Source organism: Streptomyces sp. NBC_00076 (assembly GCF_045041235.1).
In the GTDB taxonomy this organism is placed as follows: domain Bacteria; phylum Actinomycetota; class Actinomycetes; order Streptomycetales; family Streptomycetaceae; genus Streptomyces.
Genome location: NZ_CP108242.1, coordinates 1357872 through 1376262, shown reverse-complemented (window position 1 = coordinate 1376262; position 18391 = coordinate 1357872). Strand labels below are relative to the sequence as shown.

The following is an 18391-nucleotide window of genomic DNA, read 5'->3' as shown; positions in this document are numbered from 1 at the left end:
CCCTCATCCGAGGTTGCGGCGGTCCTCCTCGTCCCACGTCCGGGTGTCGCGCGGCTGGACGTACGGTTCCTTCCCGGCCGGGTGGCCTCCGGCGGCGGCGCGCTGGCGCGACAGTTCCGCGTCGAACTCCAGGCCGAGCAGAATCGCCAGGTTCGTGATCCACAGCCACACCAGGAAGACGATCACGCCCGCGAGGGCTCCGTAGGTCTTGTTGTACGAGGCGAAGTTGGCCACGTACACCGCGAACCCCGCGGAGGCGATCATCCAGATCAACAGCGCGAGGAAGCTGCCCGGAGTGATCCAGCGGAACCCACGGCCCTTGGCGTTCGGGGCCGCCCAGTACAGGACCGCGATCATGATGGTGACCAGGATCAGCAGCACCGGCCACTTCGCGATCGACCACGCCGTCAGCCCCGCGTCGCCGACCCCGAGTGCGGTGCCCACCTCCCGTGCGAGACCTCCGGTGAACACGACGATCACCGCGCTGATCACGGCCATCACCATCAGCGCCACGGTCACACCGACACGCACCGGCAGTACCTTCCACACCGGACGGCCCTCGGGGATGTCGTAGACCGCGTTGGCGCTGCGGATGAACGCGGCGACATAGCCGGACGCCGACCACACCGCGAGCAACAGGCCCACGATCGCCATGATCGAGCCCAGCCCGGCGTTGCCCTGCATCTGCTGCACCGCGTTCCGCAGGATGTCCTGCGCGGCGCCCGGGGCGAGCTTCTGGATGTTGTCCAGCACCTGCTGTGTCGCCGACTGTCCGACGATGCCCAGCAGCGACACGAGCGCGAGCAGCGCGGGGAACAGTGCCAGGATCGAGTAGTAGGTCAGGGCTGCTGCCCGGTCGGTCAGCTCGTCCTTCTTGAACTCCTTCAGGGTGCCTTTCAGTACCTCCCCCCAGGAGCGTTTGGGCAGGTCAGTCGGACTTTTCGGCGCCCGCTGCTCCACGCGCTCATCCGGCCCCGCGTCCGGGGTCCGCTGCTCGATTTCGTCCTCGCGGCCGGTCTCGACGCGTCCGCCGTGCCGTCCATGCCGCTTCACTGTCCGTACCATTGCGCCCGGGTATCCGGAGCTAAAGCACCTATACGTAAATATGTCGCATATGTGACTTTTCTTCTCCGTCTCGGTGGTCGTCATCGCCCCGCGGAACCGATCGCCCCGTGGCGCCGCTGCCTTAGAGTGCGCGGGTTGCGGTGGCGGAGAGGCGGTTCGGAACATGGCACCCAGAGCGGTGACGCGGGAGCAGTTGGCGGGTGCGGCGCGGTCCGCGTTCGGCGGTGGGCGCCTGTTGGAGGCGGTAGAGCCGGTCGCGGGCGGTAGTAAGAAGGGCGTGTACCGCCTGGTGATGGACGACGCGACGACGGCGATCGCCTACGTGTGGGACGACGCCGAGAACTACTGGCCGGCGGCCGAGGGCGACGACGACCTCACCGACCCGTTCTCGCCCGGTCTCGGCCTCGACCTGTTCGAGGCCGCACACGCCCGCCTGGACGCGCTCGGCGTTCGCGTCCCCGCTCTCCGTCTCGTCGACCGTGACGGCGCCCACTACCCGGCCGACCTCGCGATCGTCGAGGACCTCCGGGGCGAGAGCCTGGAGGACCTGCTCGGGCGTGACCCGCGTTCGGCCGCCCCGGTCATGGCCCGCCTGGCGGAGGCGCTGGAGGCGATGCGGGGCCATCGGGCGGCCAGGTACGGCAAGGTGGCCGTGGTCGACGGGGGAGGAACGTCGCGGGGGACGTCGTGCGAGGGGGTCGTCCTGGAGCGTGCGCTGCGGGATCTCGCCGAGGCGGCGGCGCGTGATCCGAGGATCGCGGCAGCCCGTGGCCGTCTGGAGGAACGACTGCTCGGCCTGGCGCGGACGGTCCGGCCGCGCGAGCAGTACGCGGTCGTGCACGGCGAACTGGGGCCCGACCACGTGCTGGTGGACGCGGACGGTGACCCCGTGGTGATCGACATCGAGGGCTTGATGTACTTCGACGTGGAGTGGGAGCACGTCTTTCTGCGGATCCGCCTGCACGACGACTATCGGCCGTTGGCGGTGGACGGACTGGACGAGGACCGGCTCGCGCTCTACATGCTGGCGCAGCGGCTCTCGCTGACGGCGGGGCCACTGCGGCTGCTCGACGGGGACTTTCCCGATCGGGCCTTCATGGCGGGCATCGCCGAGCACAACCTGAACATGGCGCTGGAACTGGTCCGGTCCTGACACCCGCGGGAGGCGGCTGCCCGGCAGCGTCCAGGACGCTCCCGCGAGTCGATGCGCCAACCGGCTTCTAGAAGCGCACCGGGACGAAGTCGTCCTCGCCGGCCTCCAGGAGGGTGGCCGCCGCGCCGACGACGCGGGGGTCGGGGCTGCCGACGACCTCCTCGTCCTTGTCCGAGTAGTCGAAACGGGCCAGCACGCTGCGCATGGCCTCCACCCGGGCCCGTTTCTTGTCGTTGCTCTTCACGACCGTCCACGGCGCCTGTTCGGTGTCCGTCTCACGGAACATGGCGACCTTCGCGGCGGTGTAGTCGTCCCAGCGGTCCAGGGAGGCCAGGTCCATGGGGCTCAGCTTCCACTGCCGTACGGGGTCCACCTGACGGATGGTGAAGCGGGTGCGCTGCTCGCCCTGCGAGACCGAGAACCAGAACTTGATCAGGTCCACTCCGTCGTCGACCAGCATCCGCTCGAAGGCGGGCGTCTGCCGCATGAAGCGCCAGTACTCGTCGTCCGAGCAGAACCCCATGACCCGTTCCACGCCGGCCCGGTTGTACCAGGACCGGTCGAACAGCACGATCTCGCCGGCGGTCGGCAGATGCTCGACGTACCGCTGGAAGTACCACTGACCGCGTTCGCGCTCGGTCGGTTTCTCCAGGGCCACCACACGGGCACCGCGCGGATTGAGATGTTCGGTGAACCGCTTGATGGTGCCGCCCTTGCCGGCCGCGTCGCGCCCTTCGAAGACGATGACGAGACGACGGCCGGTCTCCTTGATCCAGCTCTGCAGCTTCAGCAGTTCGATCTGCTGGAGCCGCTTGTGCAGGTCGTACTCCCCGCGTTCCATGCGCTGGGCGTACGGATAGTTCTCCCGCCAGGTGTCGATGGGGGTGCCGTCCGGTCGGATCAGGACGGGGTCGTCGTGGTCGGTGTAGTCGACGCGCAGCCCTGACATCAGTTCGGTCGTCTCGCCCTTGTGCTCCATGCCCCGATGGAAGCAAGCGCGGTCGTACTCCAGGCGAACCCCAGGCAAAGCCCGTGTGCGGAGCGCGTCAGGCGGAGGGCGCCCCGGTGAGGACCTCCACCCGGCCGGTGTCGAGCGAGTAGTAGGCGCTGACCACGGCCAGGTCGCCCTTCTTCACAAGGGGAGCGAGGTCCTTGTTGGACCGCAGATTCGCCGCGGTCTGCTTCACGTGGATGCGGACCATGGCGTCGACGGGGTCGGCCGCCTTCTGCTTGACGGTCGCCTCGTACGCGGGCCGCAGCGCCTCGGAGATCGCGCTGAGGTTCCCGGGCAGCGTCCTGCCGTCGCGGATCGCCTCGTACGACGCCTTGACGGCGCCGCAGCGCTGATGCCCGAGTACGACGATCAGCGGGGTCCCCGACGTCATGGGCCCGTACTCGACGGAGCCGGTGACCACCGGCCCCACCACCTGTCCTCCGGTGCGCAGCACGAACAGGTCGCCGAGACCGGTGTCGAAGACGAGCTCCGGCGGGACCCGGGAGTCGATGCACGAGAGGATCACGCCGTAGGGATCCTGCGCCTCGGCGACGAACTTGCGGCGCTTCGGATCCCGGTCGGGGTGCTGAAGTGTTCCGTCGACCCAGCGTTCGTTGCCCTCCATCAGCCTGGCGAACGCAGTCCAGGGAGAATCAGGTCGCGTGTTCGCGACCGGGGAGGGGGAATTCGCCGCCGCGCCGGCTGACGCTTTCCCCGTACCGTCCTTCCCCGAATCCGTGTTCTCCGTCTTCGACGAACAACCGGTGATCAGAGCCGCGGTAGCCGCGAGCCCTCCGGTAAGAACGGCTCGGCGCTGCGTCTGCGCGTATGTGCCCATGGAATGTTCCCCTTCGCCTCAACATGCGGTACGGAAACCCGTTCTCCCAGGTGGAGTGGGTGATTCCACTCTGTCGTGGCGTCGGTAAGCGGGCGTACAGCGCTGATCAAACGCACGGGAAGGGCACATCCAAATCGTGAGCGTGGGGGAGCCGCGCAGGCAGAAATACGGCGGCCCCGTTCCCGGCCGGCGGAAACGGGGCCACGAGGCGAATTGTCAGAGAGCGGACGCGGCGCTGTGCAGGTTCTTGGCCGCGAGGGCGAGCCCTTCGGTCTGGGAGTAGGCGGCGTCCTCGTGTTCGATGTTCACGGCCATGTCCGGGTCGATCTCGGCCAGGGCGCGCAGGAACCCGGTCCAGTAGGGAACGTCGTTTCCGGCACCGACGGCGACGAACTTCCACGCCGGGTTCTGAGGCCAGGCATTGCACCAGAACCCGTAGCCGGTGGGCACCTTGCCGGGCGCGTCGGCGGGCACTCGCGTGAACGACGTGTCCAGCACACCGCGGATGTCGGCGCCGGGACAGAGAGTGGCGTCCTTCGCGGCGGCGTGGAAGACCAGCGGGCCCAGCCACTTGATGGAGGCGACGACGTCCATGCCCTGCCACATCAGGTGGGAGGGGTCCATCTCGGCGCCGATGTTCGTCGCGCCGGTCTCGTCGACCAGTCGCTGCAGGGTGACCGGGGAGAACACCACGTTGTGCGGGTGCATCTCGATGGCGACCCGGACGTCGTGCTCCCGGGCCAGCGCGTCGATCTCCTTCCAGAACTCGACGGCCACGCCCCACTGGTAGTCGAGGACGTCCATGTAGACGCCGTCCCACGGGTTCACGACCCAGGACGGGTACCTGGCGTCGGGGTCGGAGCCCGGGGTGCCGGACATGGTGACGACGTGCCTGACGCCGAGGAGACCCGCGAGGCGGATGGTGCGGCGCAGATCGTCGGCGTGCTTCGGCCCGACCCCCGGGAGCGGGTTGAGCGGGTTGCCGTTGCAGTTGAGGCCGGTCAGCTCCATGCCGCGGTCGGCGAAGGTCGCCAGGTACTCGTCGCGTGCGGCGGCCGAGGACAGCAGCAGGTCGATGGGGCAGTGCGGGGCGGGGATGAAGCCGCCGGTGTTGACCTCCACCGAGGTCAGTCCGTTCTCCTTGAGGATGTCGAGGGCCTCGGTGAGCGGGCGGTCGTGCAGACAGGCGGTGTAGGCGCCGAGCTTGAGAGCCATGTACGTACTCCTTGGGTACGGGTGGTCAGGCGCAGGCCGGCGGAACCGGGGTGAGCGCGCCGCCGTTACGGGAGGAGTCGACGACCGCACGGATGATCTCCATGGTCCGCAGCGCGTCGGCGAAGGTGGCGCAGGCCGGCCGCGGGTCGGCGACGCCCGCGATCTGGTCGAGGAAGGCCCGGGCCTGGTAGGTGAAGTTGTCGGCGTTGCTGGCGCCCACCCCCGGCGCCTCCATCGGTACCCCGCCCGCGAAGTACGGCAGGTTCGGGCCGGCGATGATCTGGCGGGGGCCGCGCGTGCGGGCCTCGGGCTGGGCGTCGTCGAAGAGGTACTCGGCGGGCCGGTGCTGGTCGAACGCGGCCCGGCCGCCGAGGCCCACGACGTCGAAGCCGAGCCCGTTGGGGAGGCCGAAGCCGGTGCGCGTCACCGAGAAGGTGCCGACGAGCCCGGACTCGAAGCGGGCGGTGAAGGACGCGGTGTCCTCGTTCTCGACCTCGCCGAACTCGTCGGAGACGGGGGCCGCGTTGTGTCCGACGACCGCGCCCAGCGGCAGCGGCCGCTTGGGGATCTGCGTCGACAGAGTGGCGCCGGAGACCGCCGCGATGGGCCCGGCGACGTACTCGGCGACATCGATGACGTGCGACCCGACGTCCCCGAGCGCGCCGGAGCCCGGGCCGCCCTTGAACCGCCAGCTCAGGGGCCCGTTCGCGTCGGTCGCGTAGTCGCACCAGTACCGGCCGCTGAACAGGGTCAGATCGCCCAGCTCGGCGCGCTGGACGTGGTCGCGGATCGCCGCGATGCCGGGGGAACGCCGGAAGGTGTAGCCGACGGCGGTCACGACATCGGCGGTGCGCTCCAACTCGGCCATCGCGCGGGCGTCTTCCAACGACCCGGCCAGCGGCTTCTCGCACAGCACGTGTTTGCCCGCGGCGACCAGGGCTTCCGCGATCGGGCGGTGCAGATCGTTTCCCACGACGATGCTGACCGCGTCGATCGTCGGGTCCTCGACGACGGCCTCCCAGCTCGGGAGCGCCTTCTCGAAGCCGTAGCGGCGGGCGGCGTCCTCGCCGAGCGCGACGTTGGCGTCGGCGATCGCGGCCAGCCGGACGGTCGGCAGACCGGCACCGAAGACCGTATTGACGTTGCGGTAACCGGCGGCGTGGCTGCGGCCGGCCATGCCGGCTCCGATCACCGCGACGGAGAGGGGTTTGGCGGACGTGGTCATGGCGGTGCCTTTCCAAGAGGTGCGAAGAGCCAGGGGGAGAAGAAGGGCAGGGCGGGATCAGGTGGCGAACTGCCGACGGCAATGGGACTCGATGGCCTCCATCGAGCGGCCCCGGTCTTGGCAACGGTGCGGAGACAGAACACGAACGTGGCGACGTCGATCGCGGCGAAGATCAGGAACGTGTGTGCGCGGATCTCAGCTGGAGGTCGGGAAGTCGAACCCGGCGGCGAGCTGTTGGGTGGGCTGTGGCCAGCGGGTGGTGACGACCTTCGGGCGGGTGTAGAAGCGGATGCCCTCGGGGCCGTGGATGGGGGAGTCGCCGATGAGGGAGTCCTTCCAGCCGCCGAAGGAGTAGTACGACATCGGGACGGGCACCGGCACGTTGACGCCGATCATGCCGACCTTGACCTGGCGCTGGAAGCGGCGGGCGGCCTCGCCGGAGGCGGTGAACAGGGCGGTGCCGTTGCCGTAGGGGTTGGCGTTGACTAGCGCGATCGCCTCGTCGAGGGAGTCCGCGCGAACGACGGCGAGAACCGGGCCGAACAGTTCCTCCTGGTAGGCGTCCATCTCGGCCGTGACATGGTCGAGGAGGGACGGACCGGTGAAGAAGCCGTCCTCGTGGCCGTCGACCTTCAGAGCGCGCCCGTCGACGACGACGGTGGCACCCTGCCCGGCCGCGGCACCGACCGCGTGCTCCACGCGTTCCTGAGCGGCCTTGGTGACCAGCGGGCCCGATCAGCGGCTTCTTCGCGCCGCGCACCAGACGTGCCGAGCGCTCGACGGCGGCTGGTTCGGGCACCGGTCGGCCCACGTGCCACACCCGCCGCCGGAAGAACGCGACCGGCCATTCGTACGCCTCGGCCTGCACGTCCTGCGGCAGCGCGAGCGTGACGGCGCCGGTCTCGACCGGGTCGGTCAGCACCCGCATCGCGGCGAGTGCGGCCGGGATGAGCTGCTCGGGGCGGGAGACGCGGTCGAAGTACTTGGACACGGCGCGGAAGGCGTCGTTGACCATGACGTCCCCGCCGCGGGTGTCCTCCAGCTGCTGGAGGACCGGGTCGGCGGCGCGGGTGGCGAACATGTCGCTGGGCAGCAGCAGCACCGGAACGCGGTTGGTCGTCGCGAGCGCCGCACCCGTGATCATGTTCGTCGAGCCGGGCCCCGTCGACGCCGTGCAGGCGAACGTCGCGAGCCGGTCGGGCATCTTCGCGTACGCCACGGAGGCGTGGACCATGCCCTGCTCGTTGCGGGCCAGGTAGTAGGGCAGATCGGCCTCTTGGGTGACGGCGGCCTGGAGGAGCGCCTGGCCGATCCCGGCGACGTTGCCGTGTCCGAAGATGCCCCACATCCCGGGGATCAGCCGCTGCTCCTGGCCGTCGCGCTCGCTGTACTGGTTGGCCAGGAGGCGCACCAGGGCCTGTGCGGTGGTGAGTCGGACGGTGTTCATCGCTCGTTGAGTCCTTCGAAGGGAAGCCGGTCGTCGGTGTCCTGGGACGCCCAGGTCGCCCGCACCCAGCCGTGGGCGGGGTCGTCGCAGATCAGCCAAGCGCGGTCCTGGCCCGGGCCTGCCATGACGTTGAGGTAGGAGAGGTCGTAGCCGGTCGCGGCGATCGACGGCCCGTGCCAGCCGTGCGGAATGAGGACGGTGTCGCCGGAACGGACCTCCGCGATTACGTCGAGGGGCCGGTCCTGCGTGCCGTGGACCCGCTGGTAGCCGAAGCCGTTCTCGCCCGAGACCTGGAAGGAGTAGATCTCCTCCAGTTCCGACTCCTGGCCCGGCCGAGCCTCGTCGTGCTTGTGCGGTGGCGGGTAGGAGGACCAGTTGCCGCCCGGCGTGAGCACCGCGCACCAGCAGCTGCTCGGCGTCGAACGTGTTGGGCAGGCAGTAGTTGTCGACCTGCCGCGAGTACGCCCCCGCACCCCGCAGCTCGACCGGCGCGTCCTCCTGGCGCCCGTACCGAACGGAGAGTGAGCTCCGCTCGGTACGGGCGGAGGGCAGCGCGAACAGACCTCCCTGTGCGCTGCTGATCAGGGCCACCGACTCGTGCGGCAGATACGCGAAGTCGGTGACCGAGGCGAACACGCCCGTCCGGCCTTCGAGTTCGAGGGCCCTGCCGTCCGTGGTGACGGTGCAGGAGCCCGTCAGCGGCAGGACCAGGAACTCGCAGTCATGGGTGGACAGGGCGTGCGCCTCACCCGGCCTCAGGGTCAGGATCCTGAGGCCGGAGTATGCCCAGCCCGCCGACTCGGGCGTGACCACGAGGTCGTAGGGGCCGTCGGCCGACGTGCCCCTCGGGAGGTGGTACGTGCTGGTGTCGGTCACAGCAGGCTCACCGCCTTGTCGACAGCGTCGGCGACGTCGCCGTTCGACGGATGGAGCAGCGAGCGGCCCACGACCAGGCCCTGCGCGGTGGGCTGCTTGAGCGCCTTGCCCCACGAGGCGAAGGCCGCCTCGGAGTCGGTGACCTCGCCGCCCAGGAGCAGCGCGGGCAGCGTGGAGGAGGCCAGAACGCGCTCCATGCCGTCGACGACCGGCAGCTTCAGCCAGGTGTGGGCGGTGCGGCGGCCGAGCCCCGAAGCGATCGTGACCGACTTGACGACGGCGTCGGTGGAGAGGTCGTTGCGGATCCTGCCGTCCTGCCACACCGACATGAACGGCTCGACCAGGGCGATGAGCTGACGGTCGTTCAGCTCATTGACGGCCAGCGCCGTAGCGGCCAGGGCGGACGGGGTGGCCGGGTCGTCGAGGGCGATGCGCGTGAGCATCTTGCCGCCGTCGAAGCCCATCGCGGCGATGGTCTCGGCGTCGTACCCGGTGAAACGGTCGTCGATCTCGAAGACCGACCCCGCGAGCCCGGCCCGGTTCATCGAGCCGAAGACGCTCTTGCCGTCCAGCACCCCGAGCAGCAACAGGTCCTCCAGGATGTCGGCCGTGGCCAGCACACCGGTCACTCCGGGGCGTTCCAGCGCGACGCACAGGCGGTCCAGCAGCTCGAAGCGGTCCGCCATGGCGTGGGGGTTCCCGCCCACACCATTGGCGCGGCGCGCGGGATGGTCCGCTGCGATGATCATCGCCTTGCCGTGCTCGCCGAGCAGCGAGGTCGCCTTCACCCTGCGGACGGCGGCGGTCACGACGGCACCGGGGTCACCCACCCGGGCGGACACAATCCGGCTCACGTTGTCGGACAGCACGTCGTCACGCCTTTCGTTCAGTGAGGGAGGTGGCGAGGGACGCCTCGCGGAGTTTGGTCTCGACCTCGGTCTCGGTGGGCATCGCGTCGGAGCAGGACAGCCGGCCCGCGACGATGGCGCCTGCGGCGTTGGCGAAGGACACGGTGGTGCGGGTGTCCCAGCCGGACAGCAGGCCGTGGCACAGGGCGCCGCCGAAGGCGTCACCGGCGCCGAGGCCGTTGACGACGTCCACCGGGACCGGCGGGATCTCTGCGGCAGAGCCGTCCCGGTCCATGGCGAGCACACTCTTGGGACCCTGCTTCACCACGGCCAGTTCGACACCGGCGGCGAGCAGCGCCTTCGCGGCGGCGTACGGCTCACGCTCGCCGGTCGCCACCTCGCATTCGTCGAGGTTGCCGACGGCGACGGTGGCGTGCCGCAGGGCCTCGCCGAAGGGGTCCCGGCCCGTCTTCGTGATCACGGCCGCCGACCGCCCGTACCGGGCCGCCGCGACGGCCACGTTCGTCGGACTGCCACCCAGGTACTTGCCGAACGACGTGACCTCCGCCAGCCCCACGCCCGTCTGGAGCGGATACACATCCACCCCCACACGGCCCATGGTCAGCAGTTCGAACGGCATAGCGGTTTCCCTTCGCTCCGGAGACATCCCGGGGTGGCATGGAGTGGGATTTAAAGCGCTTTAAAAGCGCCTCACGGAGAACGATGCCCTCGGCTGAAATGTCATGTCAATATTCGGGCCCGGGCCCGAGAGCCGTGGTCCGCCAGGATCAGGCGGACAGGTACGCGTTGATCTTCTCGCGCATGAACAGTGAGGACTCCTTCGCCCGTTCCTCCCACGCGAAGACGCACGCGGTGAGGGTGCCGTCGAAGCCGTTGGCGCGCAGGGTGCGGAAGAGCTCGTCGAAGTCGACCTCGCCCTCGCCCATGTCGAGGTGCTGGTGGATACGGGCCGCGGTGCCGGGCGGGTTGAGGATGTAGCGGTTGCCCGAGGAGGCGGTGTGGTCGAAGGCGTCGGCCAGATGGACGTGGGTGAGCAGCTCGCCCGCGTACTCGATGATGCCGGGGGCGTCGTCGCCGATGTGGAAGGTGTGCGGGGCGCAGTAGAGGAAGGTGACGTTGGGGTGGTTGATGCCCCGGATCAGATTGACGGCGTCGTAGCCGTTCTCGATGAAGTCGTCCGGATGCGGTTCCAGGGCGAGTTGGATGCCTTCCTGCTCGAAGAGGGGAAGGAGTTCCTCCATCGACTTCCAGAACTGCGCCTCGCTGCGGTCGGGATCCTCCGGCCTGCCGTTGAACTCGGAGATCATGCTGGCCACTCCGAGGTCGGCGGCGATCCGGATGGAGCGCTTCCAGTACCGTACGGCGGCCTGCCGGGCGTCCTCGTCCGGGCCGGACCAGCGGAACAGGGGCAGCAGGGAGGAGATGCCGACGCCTGCCGCGTCCAGTGCCTTGCGGAACTTGCGCACGGTGGCGTCGTCGACCCGGGGGTGCCGGAAGAAGGGGATGAAGTCCTCCCGGGGAGAGAGCTCGATCCACTCGTAGCCCAACTCGGCTACCACAGACGGAAGTTCGAGCAGCGGAACATTGCGGATCATGTACGGGTCGAGGGCGATCTTCATGAGGGAATGCCTTCTCGTCAGGGGGAGACGGTGGAGCGTGAGGTCAGGGCGTTCGCGCCGTGGCGTTCAGGAGGCTCCCTGGCCGGTGGTGGTGGCGGGGGTGGGCAGGTCGTCCTCTCCGGGGAGTTCGTCGACGTCGACGCCGCGTACCGCGCTCAACTCGTGTTTGAGGGCCACGAGTTCGGCGCCGCCGGCCATGTGGTTGGTGAGTTCGTCGAGGCTGACCTCGTCGCGGGAGGCGTTCAGCTCCATGGTGCCCAGGCGCAGGACGCTGAAGTGGTCGCCGACCATGTAGGCGTGGTGGGGGTTGTGGGTGATGAAGATGACGCCGAGGCCGCGGTCGCGGGCTGCGGCGATGTACTTCAGGACCACGCCGGACTGTTTGACACCCAGGGCGGCGGTGGGCTCGTCGAGGATGAGGACGCGGGCGCCGAAGTGGACGGCGCGGGCGATGGCCACGCACTGGCGCTGGCCGCCGGAGAGGGTGCCGATGGGCTGCTCGAGATCGTCCAGGATGATGCCCATGTTGCGCAGTTCCTGGTCGGCGGTCTTCTTCATCGCCTCGATGTCGAGACGGCGTACCGGCCAGGGGCCCTTGGTCATCTCGGAGCCGAGGAAGAAGTTGCGCCACACCGGCATCAGCGGGACGGTCGCGAGGTCCTGGTAGACCGTGGCGATGCCCTTGTCGAGGGCCTCGCGCGGGGTGGAGAAACGCACCGGGACGCCGTCGACGAGGAAGTCGCCCTCGGTGTGCTGGTGCAGCCCGGAGATGATTTTGATGAGGGTGGACTTGCCGGCGCCGTTGTCGCCCAGCACGCAGGTGACCTGGCCGGGATGGACCGTCAGGTCGACGCCGTGCAGGGCGCGGATGTTCCCGTACGCCTTGCCCGCACCCCGCAACTCGACGACTGCCCCGTCCTCGCCGGGCGCGCTGTCACCGTCGGGGAGGACGGCCCCGTGGGTGCCCGCTTGTTCGGTGGATGTCATGGGGTTACCTCCGGGTCGCTGTGCGCTGGACCCACAGATTGATCAGGGTGGCGCCGAGGAGCATCACGCCGAGGAAGGCCTTGAACCAGTCGGGGTTCCAGCCGGCGTAGACGATGCCCTGCTGCACCATGCCGAACATGAACGCCCCGAAGACCGGCCCGATCGCCGAGCCGTAGCCGCCGGTCAGCAGACAGCCGCCGATCACGGCCGCGGCGATGTAGATGAGCTCCTGGCCCACGCCCTCACCCGACTGCACGGTGTTGAACGAGAACAGCTGGTGCATGCCGACGAACCAGGCGCCGAAGCCGACCAGCATGAACAGGGAGATCTTGGTGAAGGTCACCGGCACGCCGACGGCCCGCGCGCTGTCCTTGGAGCCGCCGACCGCGAAGATCCAGTTGCCGTACTTCGTGCGCAGCAGCACCCAGGTGGCAAGCGCCGCGAAGACCAGCCAGTACACGATGGTGATCTTCACCGAGACGCCGCCGACCTCGAAGGACGAGGCGAACACCTTCTTCGCCTGGCCGAAGCCGTCCATGTCGCTGATGTCGTCCGTGGCCACATTCCCCGTCACCAGCTTGGTGACCGCGAGGTTCACGCCCTGGAGGATCAGGAAGGTGCCCAGCGTGACGAGGAAGCTCGGCAGACCGGTCCGCACCAGGAGCCAGCCGTTGAAGAAGCCGACCGCGAGTGACATCGCCAGGGCGAGGACTATGCCCATCCACACGTTCAGCGACAACTGGTAGCTCAGCATCGCGGCGGTGAGCGCCGAGGAGATGACGGCGACACCGGCCGACAGGTCGAACTCGCCGCCGATCATCAGCAGCGCGACCGGCAGGGCCATGATCCCGATCGTCGACGACTGGTACAGGATGTTGGACATCGCGCTGCCCTCGCGCACCGGCGGCGCGGCGATCAGGAAGAACACGAACACCGCGACGGCACCGAGGAAGACACCGACTTCGGGGCGGGCCAACAGCCGTAGCGCCAGGGGGCGTTGCGAGGTCCGGCCGTCGGACTGCTTCGGGCCGGGGGCCGGCGGTGCGGTCACCGCCGGCTCAGCCTGCTGGGTCATACCACTCACCGAGTGCCCTTCGCCGCGAACTTGGCGACGGCCTCGACGTTGGTCTTGTCGACGAAGGCCGGGCCGGTCAGCACGGGCTGCTCACCGCCGCCGCTGAAGTTGCCGTTGTTCTTGTAGAGCCACAGGGAGTCCACCGCGAGGTAGCCCTGGAGGTAGGGCTGCTGGTCGACGGCGAACTGGATCGAGCCCTTCTCGATGGCGGAGACGAGGTCCTTGTTGAGGTCGAAGGTGGCGACCTTCGCCTTGCTGCCCGACTCGGACACCGCCTGCGTCGCGGTCAGCGCGATGGGGGCGCCCAGGGTGACCACCTCGTCGATGGACTTGTCCTGGCTGAGCTTGGCGGTGATCGTCGACTTCACGGACGGCATGTCGGTGCCGTTGACGTAGAGGATGTCGGTCTTGCCGCTGAAGGTCTTCTTCACGCCGGCGCAGCGTTCTTCGAGGTTGACGTCTCCCTGGGCCTGGATGACGCACAGCGCGTGCTTGGCGCCGGTGCCGTTGATCTTGTCCCCGAGCGCCTGGCCGGAGACCGCCTCGTCCTGGCCGAAGAACGACAGCAGGCCCTGCTGCTTCCAGACGCCCAGACCGGCGTTGAGCCCGACGACCGGGATGCCGGCCTTCTCGGCCTTGGTGACCACGTCCTTGAGGGCGTCCGGCTTGGCGAGGGTGACGGCGATCCCGTCCACCTTCTGGTCGATCGCGTTCTGCACAAGGTTGGCCTGGTCGCCGGCGTTCTCGTCGTTCGAGTAGATGAGCTTGATGTTGTCCTTGGCGGCGGCGGCTTCGGCGCCTTTGCGGATGGTGTCCCAGAAGGTGTCGCCGGAGGGCGCGTGGGTGACCATCGCGATGGTCATGCGGGGCGTGTCGGCCTTGCCGGCGGAGGCGTTGCCGGCCTCCTCCTCGGCCTTCTTGCCGCCGGAGCTGCTGGAACAGCCGGCGAGGGCCAGGGCGGCCACGGCTGCGACCGCCACGACGGGGGCGACTCTGCGGGAACGGAGAAGGGGTGTCTGTTTCATGGTGCGTGCACCTCGCTGTGCGACTGGAGGGACAGTGGAACGGCGGCCGGTGGATGGGCCGGGGCGGTCGTGGCGGGTCGGTCACGGCAGCGGAAGAGGCGTGCGGAGCGCCGGCCCCTGCCGCGCGTACCGGGCTGAGGCCGGTTCGGCCCGGGCTCGGTGCGGACTGCGACGGCCACGCCGGGGTGGGGAGATCCTGCGGCGCCTGCGCCTTGTGGGCGTCGACGCCGGCCGGGCGGATCTCAGGCTCCCGATGTCGTGCACGGCCTGGGCAGTTGGTTCGAGACTTCTCTCCGGCGCACGACGTGCTCTGCCGGGAGAGTTCGGAGAGCGCGAGCCGAGGGGTGCCGCGCTCCTGGACTGACTTCGTCGGAACAACAGGACAATTTAAAGCGCTTTAAGTCCTGGTACTATCGGCTTGTTTCGCGAGCGTGTCAAGGCTGTTGCACGACCAGATTTCCGCGGGGAGGCGCAAGTGGATCATGTCGGTTCCGCACGTGACCGGAACGGCTCGCACAAGCGTCCGCGGCTGGAGGACGTGGCCGCACGGGTGGGCGTGTCCACCGCGTCCGTGTCCCTGGTCCTGCGCGGCGTGCCCGGTCCCAGTGAACGCACCCGGCAGCGCGTTCTGAAGGCCGCCGCCGACCTCGGCTACCAGGTGGACCGCACCGCGAGCCTGCTGGCCAGCAGGCGCACCCGGCTGCTCGGTGTCATGGTCGACATCCACAGCCCGTTCCACGCCGAACTGGTGGAGCATCTGCACACGGCCGCCGAGGAGATCGGCTACGACCTGGTCCTCAGCACCCTGACCCGTACCCGCGACGAGCACACCGCCGTCGAGACGCTGCTGGCCTTCCGCAGCGAGGCGCTGATCCTGCTCGGCCCGACCGCCCCCTCGGACGCGCTCGCCGCCCTCGACCGCAAGTCGCCCGTGATCGTCGTCGGCCGCCGCATCACCGACGCCGACCTGGACGTCGTGCGAACCGCGGACGACGCGGGAGTCGGCCAGATCGTCGATCACCTGGCGGACCTCGGCCACCGTGCGATCGCCTACGTGGACGGCGGCAAGGGGGCCATCGCCACCGACCGGCGCCACGGCTATCGCACCGCCATGCGCCGCCACGGCCTGGACGCGCACATCAGGATCCTGCGCGGTGACCACACCGAGGCGGCCGGGGAGCGGGCCGTCCGCAACCTCCTCGACGGCGGCGACCTGCCCACCGCCGTGGCCGCCTTCAACGACCAGTCCGCGATCGGCGTCCTGGCCGCGCTGTCCCGGGCCGGGGTCGCCGTCCCGGGAGAGGTGTCAGTGGCCGGATACGACGACGACACGCTCTCCCGGCTGAGCTGCTTCAACCTGACCACGGTCAGCCAGGGGGCCCGGGACCAGGCCCGGCACGCGGTGGCCGCGGCCGTCGAACGCCTCGACGAGGGGCGCACCGAGCCCCGCGAGGTCGTCCTCACCCCGCGACTCGTCGCCCGCGGCACCACGGCCGGTCCCGCCTGACTCCTGTGCGCCGCCGATGGCAGGGAGGAGGCTGGGCGGGCTGCTCAAGGCGCTCAACTCGCTCGACCTTGGGTCGGTGCCGGGCGCGGTCACCGCGCTGTTGACACCGGCGCTCGGGCGGGGCACGGGCCTGCTCGCCGGCGGGGCGTCACGGCTTCCCGCCCTGCCCGCCGCGGGCGGTCCGCGAGCGCAGGCAGCCGGGCCGAGCAGACGGCGGAACGCGGCAACCCGTAGGGCTTCGGCGGCGACCAGAGGGTGAAATCCCGTCCCCCACCGAGGGAGTTCACCCATGCGCAGACAACTGGCGCGCCTGGCCGCCGTCCTCGCCGCTCTGGCCGTGCTGTTGGCCGCACCCGGTATGGCGGCGTCCGCGGCGTCGGCCGCACCCGCGACGTCCGCCGCGCGGGCCGCCGAGGACTGGAACCCGCCCGCCAACCTGGTCCAGCCGCTGAACGAGGTCTGGAACCACGTCCAGTCGACCTACCCGGACCTCTACGGCTTCCGCAACTATGGCTGGGACCAGGTCATGGCCAACAAGGGAAGCGTCAACTACTGCGTCCGCTGGGAGTCCGACGCCCCCGTCTCCGCCGCCCTGCGCGACCGCGTGCACGCCGCGCTGAAGAAGCAGTTCGCCAAGTGGATGGCCGCCATGGTCGAGGGCGGCAAGGGGCACAACGCGTGGCCGTACACCACCGTCCCCGTCAACATCGTCGGCTGGGCGGTGAAGAACCGCTCCACCCTCCAGTGGACCGACAACTCCGTCGACATCTACGCCGGAAACCTGGACGGCGGCGGTGCCCCGCAGTGCTCCCCGGACTGCGGCCGCTTCTTCCACCAGGACGGCAACTACTCGAGGTGTCCGGGCGGCGCGGCCCGCCACTACGACCAGTCGCTGTGGCTGACGAAGGGCTTCCAGGGCGGCGCCGGCGGTGACTGGGGCCAGCGGGTCGGTCAGGAGTACTTCACCGGCGCGCTGAGCCAGGAGAACATCCACATCTATCTGCACGAGGTCGGCCACACCTTCGGCCTCGACGACTTCTACGACTGGACTCCGACCGGCCAGTGCTGCTTCCTCATGAAAGCGGGCAGCGCCACGCAGATCACGGAGTTCGACAAGTGGATGTTCCGCGACTTCTGGCGCCACCTCAAGAGCCGCTACGGCCTCTGACTCGTCCTCGCCCTCCGCACGCCCACGGATGACCGAGCCCTCTGGGCCGGTCACCCGTGGGTCCGGCCATGCGACGACGCACGACCCATTGACGCGGCCCCGGCACTCCTGGCACCGTCTGACTACGTAGTCACGCAGCCCCGCCGCATCCGTGCGGGCTGTACTGACTACGTAGTCCACGGCTCGGAACTCCTCGGGGAGGGCATATGGCGACCACCGGAACCGCACGTCGGCGTCGTGGGCCCGGCATGACCGAGGTGGCCCGGGCCGCCGGTGTCTCGCAGAAGACGGTGTCCCGGGTCGTCAACGGCGAGCCGCACGTCAGCCCGGAGGTGCGCGACCGCGTGCTCCGGGCGATCCGCGAGCTGGACTACCGCCCGAACAACGCGGCCCGCGCCCTGCTCCTGGGCCGCTACCGGCGGATCGGTGTCGTCTCGCTGGGCACCGCCCTGTACGGCCCCTCCACCCTGCTGATCGCCCTGGAGCGGGCGATGCAGCGGGCGGGGTACTCGTTCGCCCTGGCCAGCACCCTGGAGGGCGAGCGAAGCGGGACAGGGGTCCCCCCGGACGGAATCGGCGGGAAGATCTCCGTCGCCGTCGAGGCACTCCTGGAGCAGGGCGTGGACGGGATCGTCCTGTCCGAACCGATCGACGACGGCACCCGGCTCCGGCTCAGAACGGACGTGCCCGTCGTCAGCCTCGGCGAGGGTGTCGAACTCGCCGAGGGAGCCTGCACGGTGGTCCGCGCCGACGGGGTCGCCGCGGCCCGGCTGGCGACCGAGCACCTGCTCTCGCTGGGCCACCGCACGGTCTGGCACATCCCCGGCCCGCAGGACTGGTGGGCCGCCCGCGACCGGCTGCGCGGCTGGCGGGAAGCGCTCGCCGCCTCGGGGGCCCCCGAACCACCGCTGCCGACCGAGGGCGACTGGAGCCCGGCGTCCGGACACGCCGCCGGACGACAACTCGCCACGCTCCGCGACGTCACCGCCGTGTTCGCCGCCAACGACGACATGGCCATCGGCGCCCTGAGCGCGTTCGCCGAGGCCGGACGGTCCGTCCCCGGCGACGTGAGCATCGTGGGCTACGACGACATTCCCGCCGCCCCCTATCTGTCACCGCCCCTGACCACCGTCCGGCACGACACGGCCGCGCTCGCCGACCAGGCCGTCGACGTGCTGATCGCACTGATCGAGGGCAGCCCCCGCCCGGCCCACCAGACGACCCACGCCGTCGAGTTGGCCGTACGGGCCTCCAGCGGTCCGGCACCCGGTCCAGCACCCGTCTGACCCGGCCGTACCACTGCCCGCGTTCGTGGCCCGGGACGGCCG

General features: G+C 69.7%; 15 protein-coding genes and 3 pseudogenes. 4 read left to right on the top strand and 14 right to left on the bottom strand.

Going from position 1 to position 18391, the window contains the following annotated elements:
* Positions 1-3: 3 nt before the first annotated feature.
* A complete protein-coding gene (locus OHA64_RS06350) occupies positions 4-1065 on the bottom strand; it encodes a YihY/virulence factor BrkB family protein (protein WP_405609152.1) in 1062 nt (353 codons plus the stop codon).
* Between the two features lie 163 nt (positions 1066-1228).
* On the opposite strand from OHA64_RS06350, the gene OHA64_RS06345 reads away from it, so the two are divergent.
* Positions 1229-2218: a phosphotransferase family protein gene (locus tag OHA64_RS06345; RefSeq protein ID WP_405609149.1), complete on the top strand. Its 990-nt coding sequence runs from the start codon at positions 1229-1231 to the stop codon at positions 2216-2218.
* Between the two features lie 67 nt (positions 2219-2285).
* Here the strand turns inward: OHA64_RS06345 and ppk2 are convergent, their stop codons facing one another.
* The 13 genes and pseudogenes from ppk2 to OHA64_RS06280 form a co-directional block, all read right to left on the bottom strand.
* Positions 2286-3197, bottom strand: a complete 912-nt coding sequence (gene ppk2, locus OHA64_RS06340) for a polyphosphate kinase 2 (RefSeq protein ID WP_405609146.1) — start codon at positions 3195-3197, stop codon at positions 2286-2288.
* Positions 3198-3264: 67 nt separating this feature from the next.
* Complete coding sequence (locus OHA64_RS06335) at positions 3265-3837, bottom strand: carbonic anhydrase (RefSeq protein WP_405609143.1); 573 nt, start codon at positions 3835-3837, stop codon at positions 3265-3267.
* Between the two features lie 429 nt (positions 3838-4266).
* A complete protein-coding gene (locus tag OHA64_RS06330; RefSeq protein WP_405609140.1) occupies positions 4267-5265 on the bottom strand; it encodes a sugar phosphate isomerase/epimerase family protein in 999 nt (332 codons plus the stop codon).
* Between the two features lie 25 nt (positions 5266-5290).
* Positions 5291-6490, bottom strand: coding sequence for a Gfo/Idh/MocA family protein (locus OHA64_RS06325; RefSeq protein ID WP_405609137.1), 1200 nt, complete (start codon positions 6488-6490; stop codon positions 5291-5293).
* Positions 6491-6685: 195 nt separating this feature from the next.
* Positions 6686-7222, bottom strand: a pseudogene (locus OHA64_RS06320) (aldehyde dehydrogenase family protein); the annotation flags it as partial.
* Positions 7194-7937: pseudogene (locus OHA64_RS06315) on the bottom strand (thiamine pyrophosphate-binding protein); the annotation flags it as partial. The pseudogenes OHA64_RS06315 and OHA64_RS06320, both read right to left, overlap by 29 nt.
* Positions 7934-8813: pseudogene (iolB, locus tag OHA64_RS06310) on the bottom strand (5-deoxy-glucuronate isomerase). The pseudogenes iolB and OHA64_RS06315, both read right to left, overlap by 4 nt.
* Positions 8810-9682: an aldolase gene (locus tag OHA64_RS06305; protein ID WP_405609134.1), complete on the bottom strand. Its 873-nt coding sequence runs from the start codon at positions 9680-9682 to the stop codon at positions 8810-8812. The pseudogene iolB and the gene OHA64_RS06305 overlap by 4 nt, the downstream one beginning before the upstream one ends.
* Before the next feature lie 4 nt (positions 9683-9686).
* Positions 9687-10301, bottom strand: coding sequence for a PfkB family carbohydrate kinase (locus OHA64_RS06300; RefSeq protein ID WP_405609131.1), 615 nt, complete (start codon positions 10299-10301; stop codon positions 9687-9689).
* A 148-nt stretch (positions 10302-10449) separates the two neighbouring features.
* The gene (locus OHA64_RS06295) at positions 10450-11301 is read right to left on the bottom strand and encodes a sugar phosphate isomerase/epimerase family protein (protein WP_405609128.1); all 852 of its coding nucleotides are present in this window, start codon (positions 11299-11301) and stop codon (positions 10450-10452) included.
* A 66-nt stretch (positions 11302-11367) separates the two neighbouring features.
* Positions 11368-12288, bottom strand: coding sequence for an ATP-binding cassette domain-containing protein (locus OHA64_RS06290; protein WP_405609125.1), 921 nt, complete (start codon positions 12286-12288; stop codon positions 11368-11370).
* Positions 12289-12292: 4 nt separating this feature from the next.
* Positions 12293-13363 (bottom strand): ABC transporter permease, encoded by a 1071-nt coding sequence (locus tag OHA64_RS06285; protein ID WP_405609122.1) that lies wholly within the window; start codon positions 13361-13363, stop codon positions 12293-12295.
* Positions 13364-13368: 5 nt separating this feature from the next.
* The gene (locus OHA64_RS06280; RefSeq protein ID WP_405609119.1) at positions 13369-14388 is read right to left on the bottom strand and encodes a sugar ABC transporter substrate-binding protein; all 1020 of its coding nucleotides are present in this window, start codon (positions 14386-14388) and stop codon (positions 13369-13371) included.
* Between the two features lie 475 nt (positions 14389-14863).
* On the opposite strand from OHA64_RS06280, the gene OHA64_RS06275 reads away from it, so the two are divergent.
* From OHA64_RS06275 to OHA64_RS06265, 3 genes are all read left to right on the top strand, one after another.
* Positions 14864-15895, top strand: a complete 1032-nt coding sequence (locus OHA64_RS06275) for a LacI family DNA-binding transcriptional regulator (RefSeq protein WP_405609116.1) — start codon at positions 14864-14866, stop codon at positions 15893-15895.
* 289 nt (positions 15896-16184) lie between these two features.
* Positions 16185-17063 (top strand): hypothetical protein, encoded by an 879-nt coding sequence (locus tag OHA64_RS06270; protein ID WP_405609113.1) that lies wholly within the window; start codon positions 16185-16187, stop codon positions 17061-17063.
* 206 nt (positions 17064-17269) lie between these two features.
* Entirely contained in the window at positions 17270-18349 is a 1080-nt protein-coding gene (locus OHA64_RS06265) for a LacI family DNA-binding transcriptional regulator (RefSeq protein ID WP_405609110.1), read from the top strand.
* Positions 18350-18391: the final 42 nt, after the last annotated feature.

Bases quoted from the DNA above. Each gene is read 5' to 3' on its own strand.
- OHA64_RS06325 (WP_405609137.1), bottom strand. From the start codon at position 6,490: ATGACCACGTCCGCCAAACCCCTCTCCGTCGCGGTGATCGGAGCCGGC.
- OHA64_RS06280 (WP_405609119.1), bottom strand. From the start codon at position 14,388: ATGAAACAGACACCCCTTCTCCGTTCCCGCAGAGTCGCCCCCGTCGTG.
- OHA64_RS06295 (WP_405609128.1), bottom strand. From the start codon at position 11,301: ATGAAGATCGCCCTCGACCCGTACATGATCCGCAATGTTCCGCTGCTC.
- OHA64_RS06290 (WP_405609125.1), bottom strand. From the start codon at position 12,288: ATGACATCCACCGAACAAGCGGGCACCCACGGGGCCGTCCTCCCCGAC.
- OHA64_RS06335 (WP_405609143.1), bottom strand. From the start codon at position 3,837: ATGGAGGGCAACGAACGCTGGGTCGACGGAACACTTCAGCACCCCGAC.
- OHA64_RS06270 (WP_405609113.1), top strand. From the start codon at position 16,185: ATGCGCAGACAACTGGCGCGCCTGGCCGCCGTCCTCGCCGCTCTGGCC.
- OHA64_RS06330 (WP_405609140.1), bottom strand. From the start codon at position 5,265: ATGGCTCTCAAGCTCGGCGCCTACACCGCCTGTCTGCACGACCGCCCG.
- ppk2 (WP_405609146.1), bottom strand. From the start codon at position 3,197: ATGGAGCACAAGGGCGAGACGACCGAACTGATGTCAGGGCTGCGCGTC.
- OHA64_RS06345 (WP_405609149.1), top strand. From the start codon at position 1,229: ATGGCACCCAGAGCGGTGACGCGGGAGCAGTTGGCGGGTGCGGCGCGG.
- OHA64_RS06265 (WP_405609110.1), top strand. From the start codon at position 17,270: ATGGCGACCACCGGAACCGCACGTCGGCGTCGTGGGCCCGGCATGACC.
- OHA64_RS06285 (WP_405609122.1), bottom strand. From the start codon at position 13,363: ATGACCCAGCAGGCTGAGCCGGCGGTGACCGCACCGCCGGCCCCCGGC.
- OHA64_RS06300 (WP_405609131.1), bottom strand. From the start codon at position 10,301: ATGCCGTTCGAACTGCTGACCATGGGCCGTGTGGGGGTGGATGTGTAT.
- OHA64_RS06350 (WP_405609152.1), bottom strand. From the start codon at position 1,065: ATGGTACGGACAGTGAAGCGGCATGGACGGCACGGCGGACGCGTCGAG.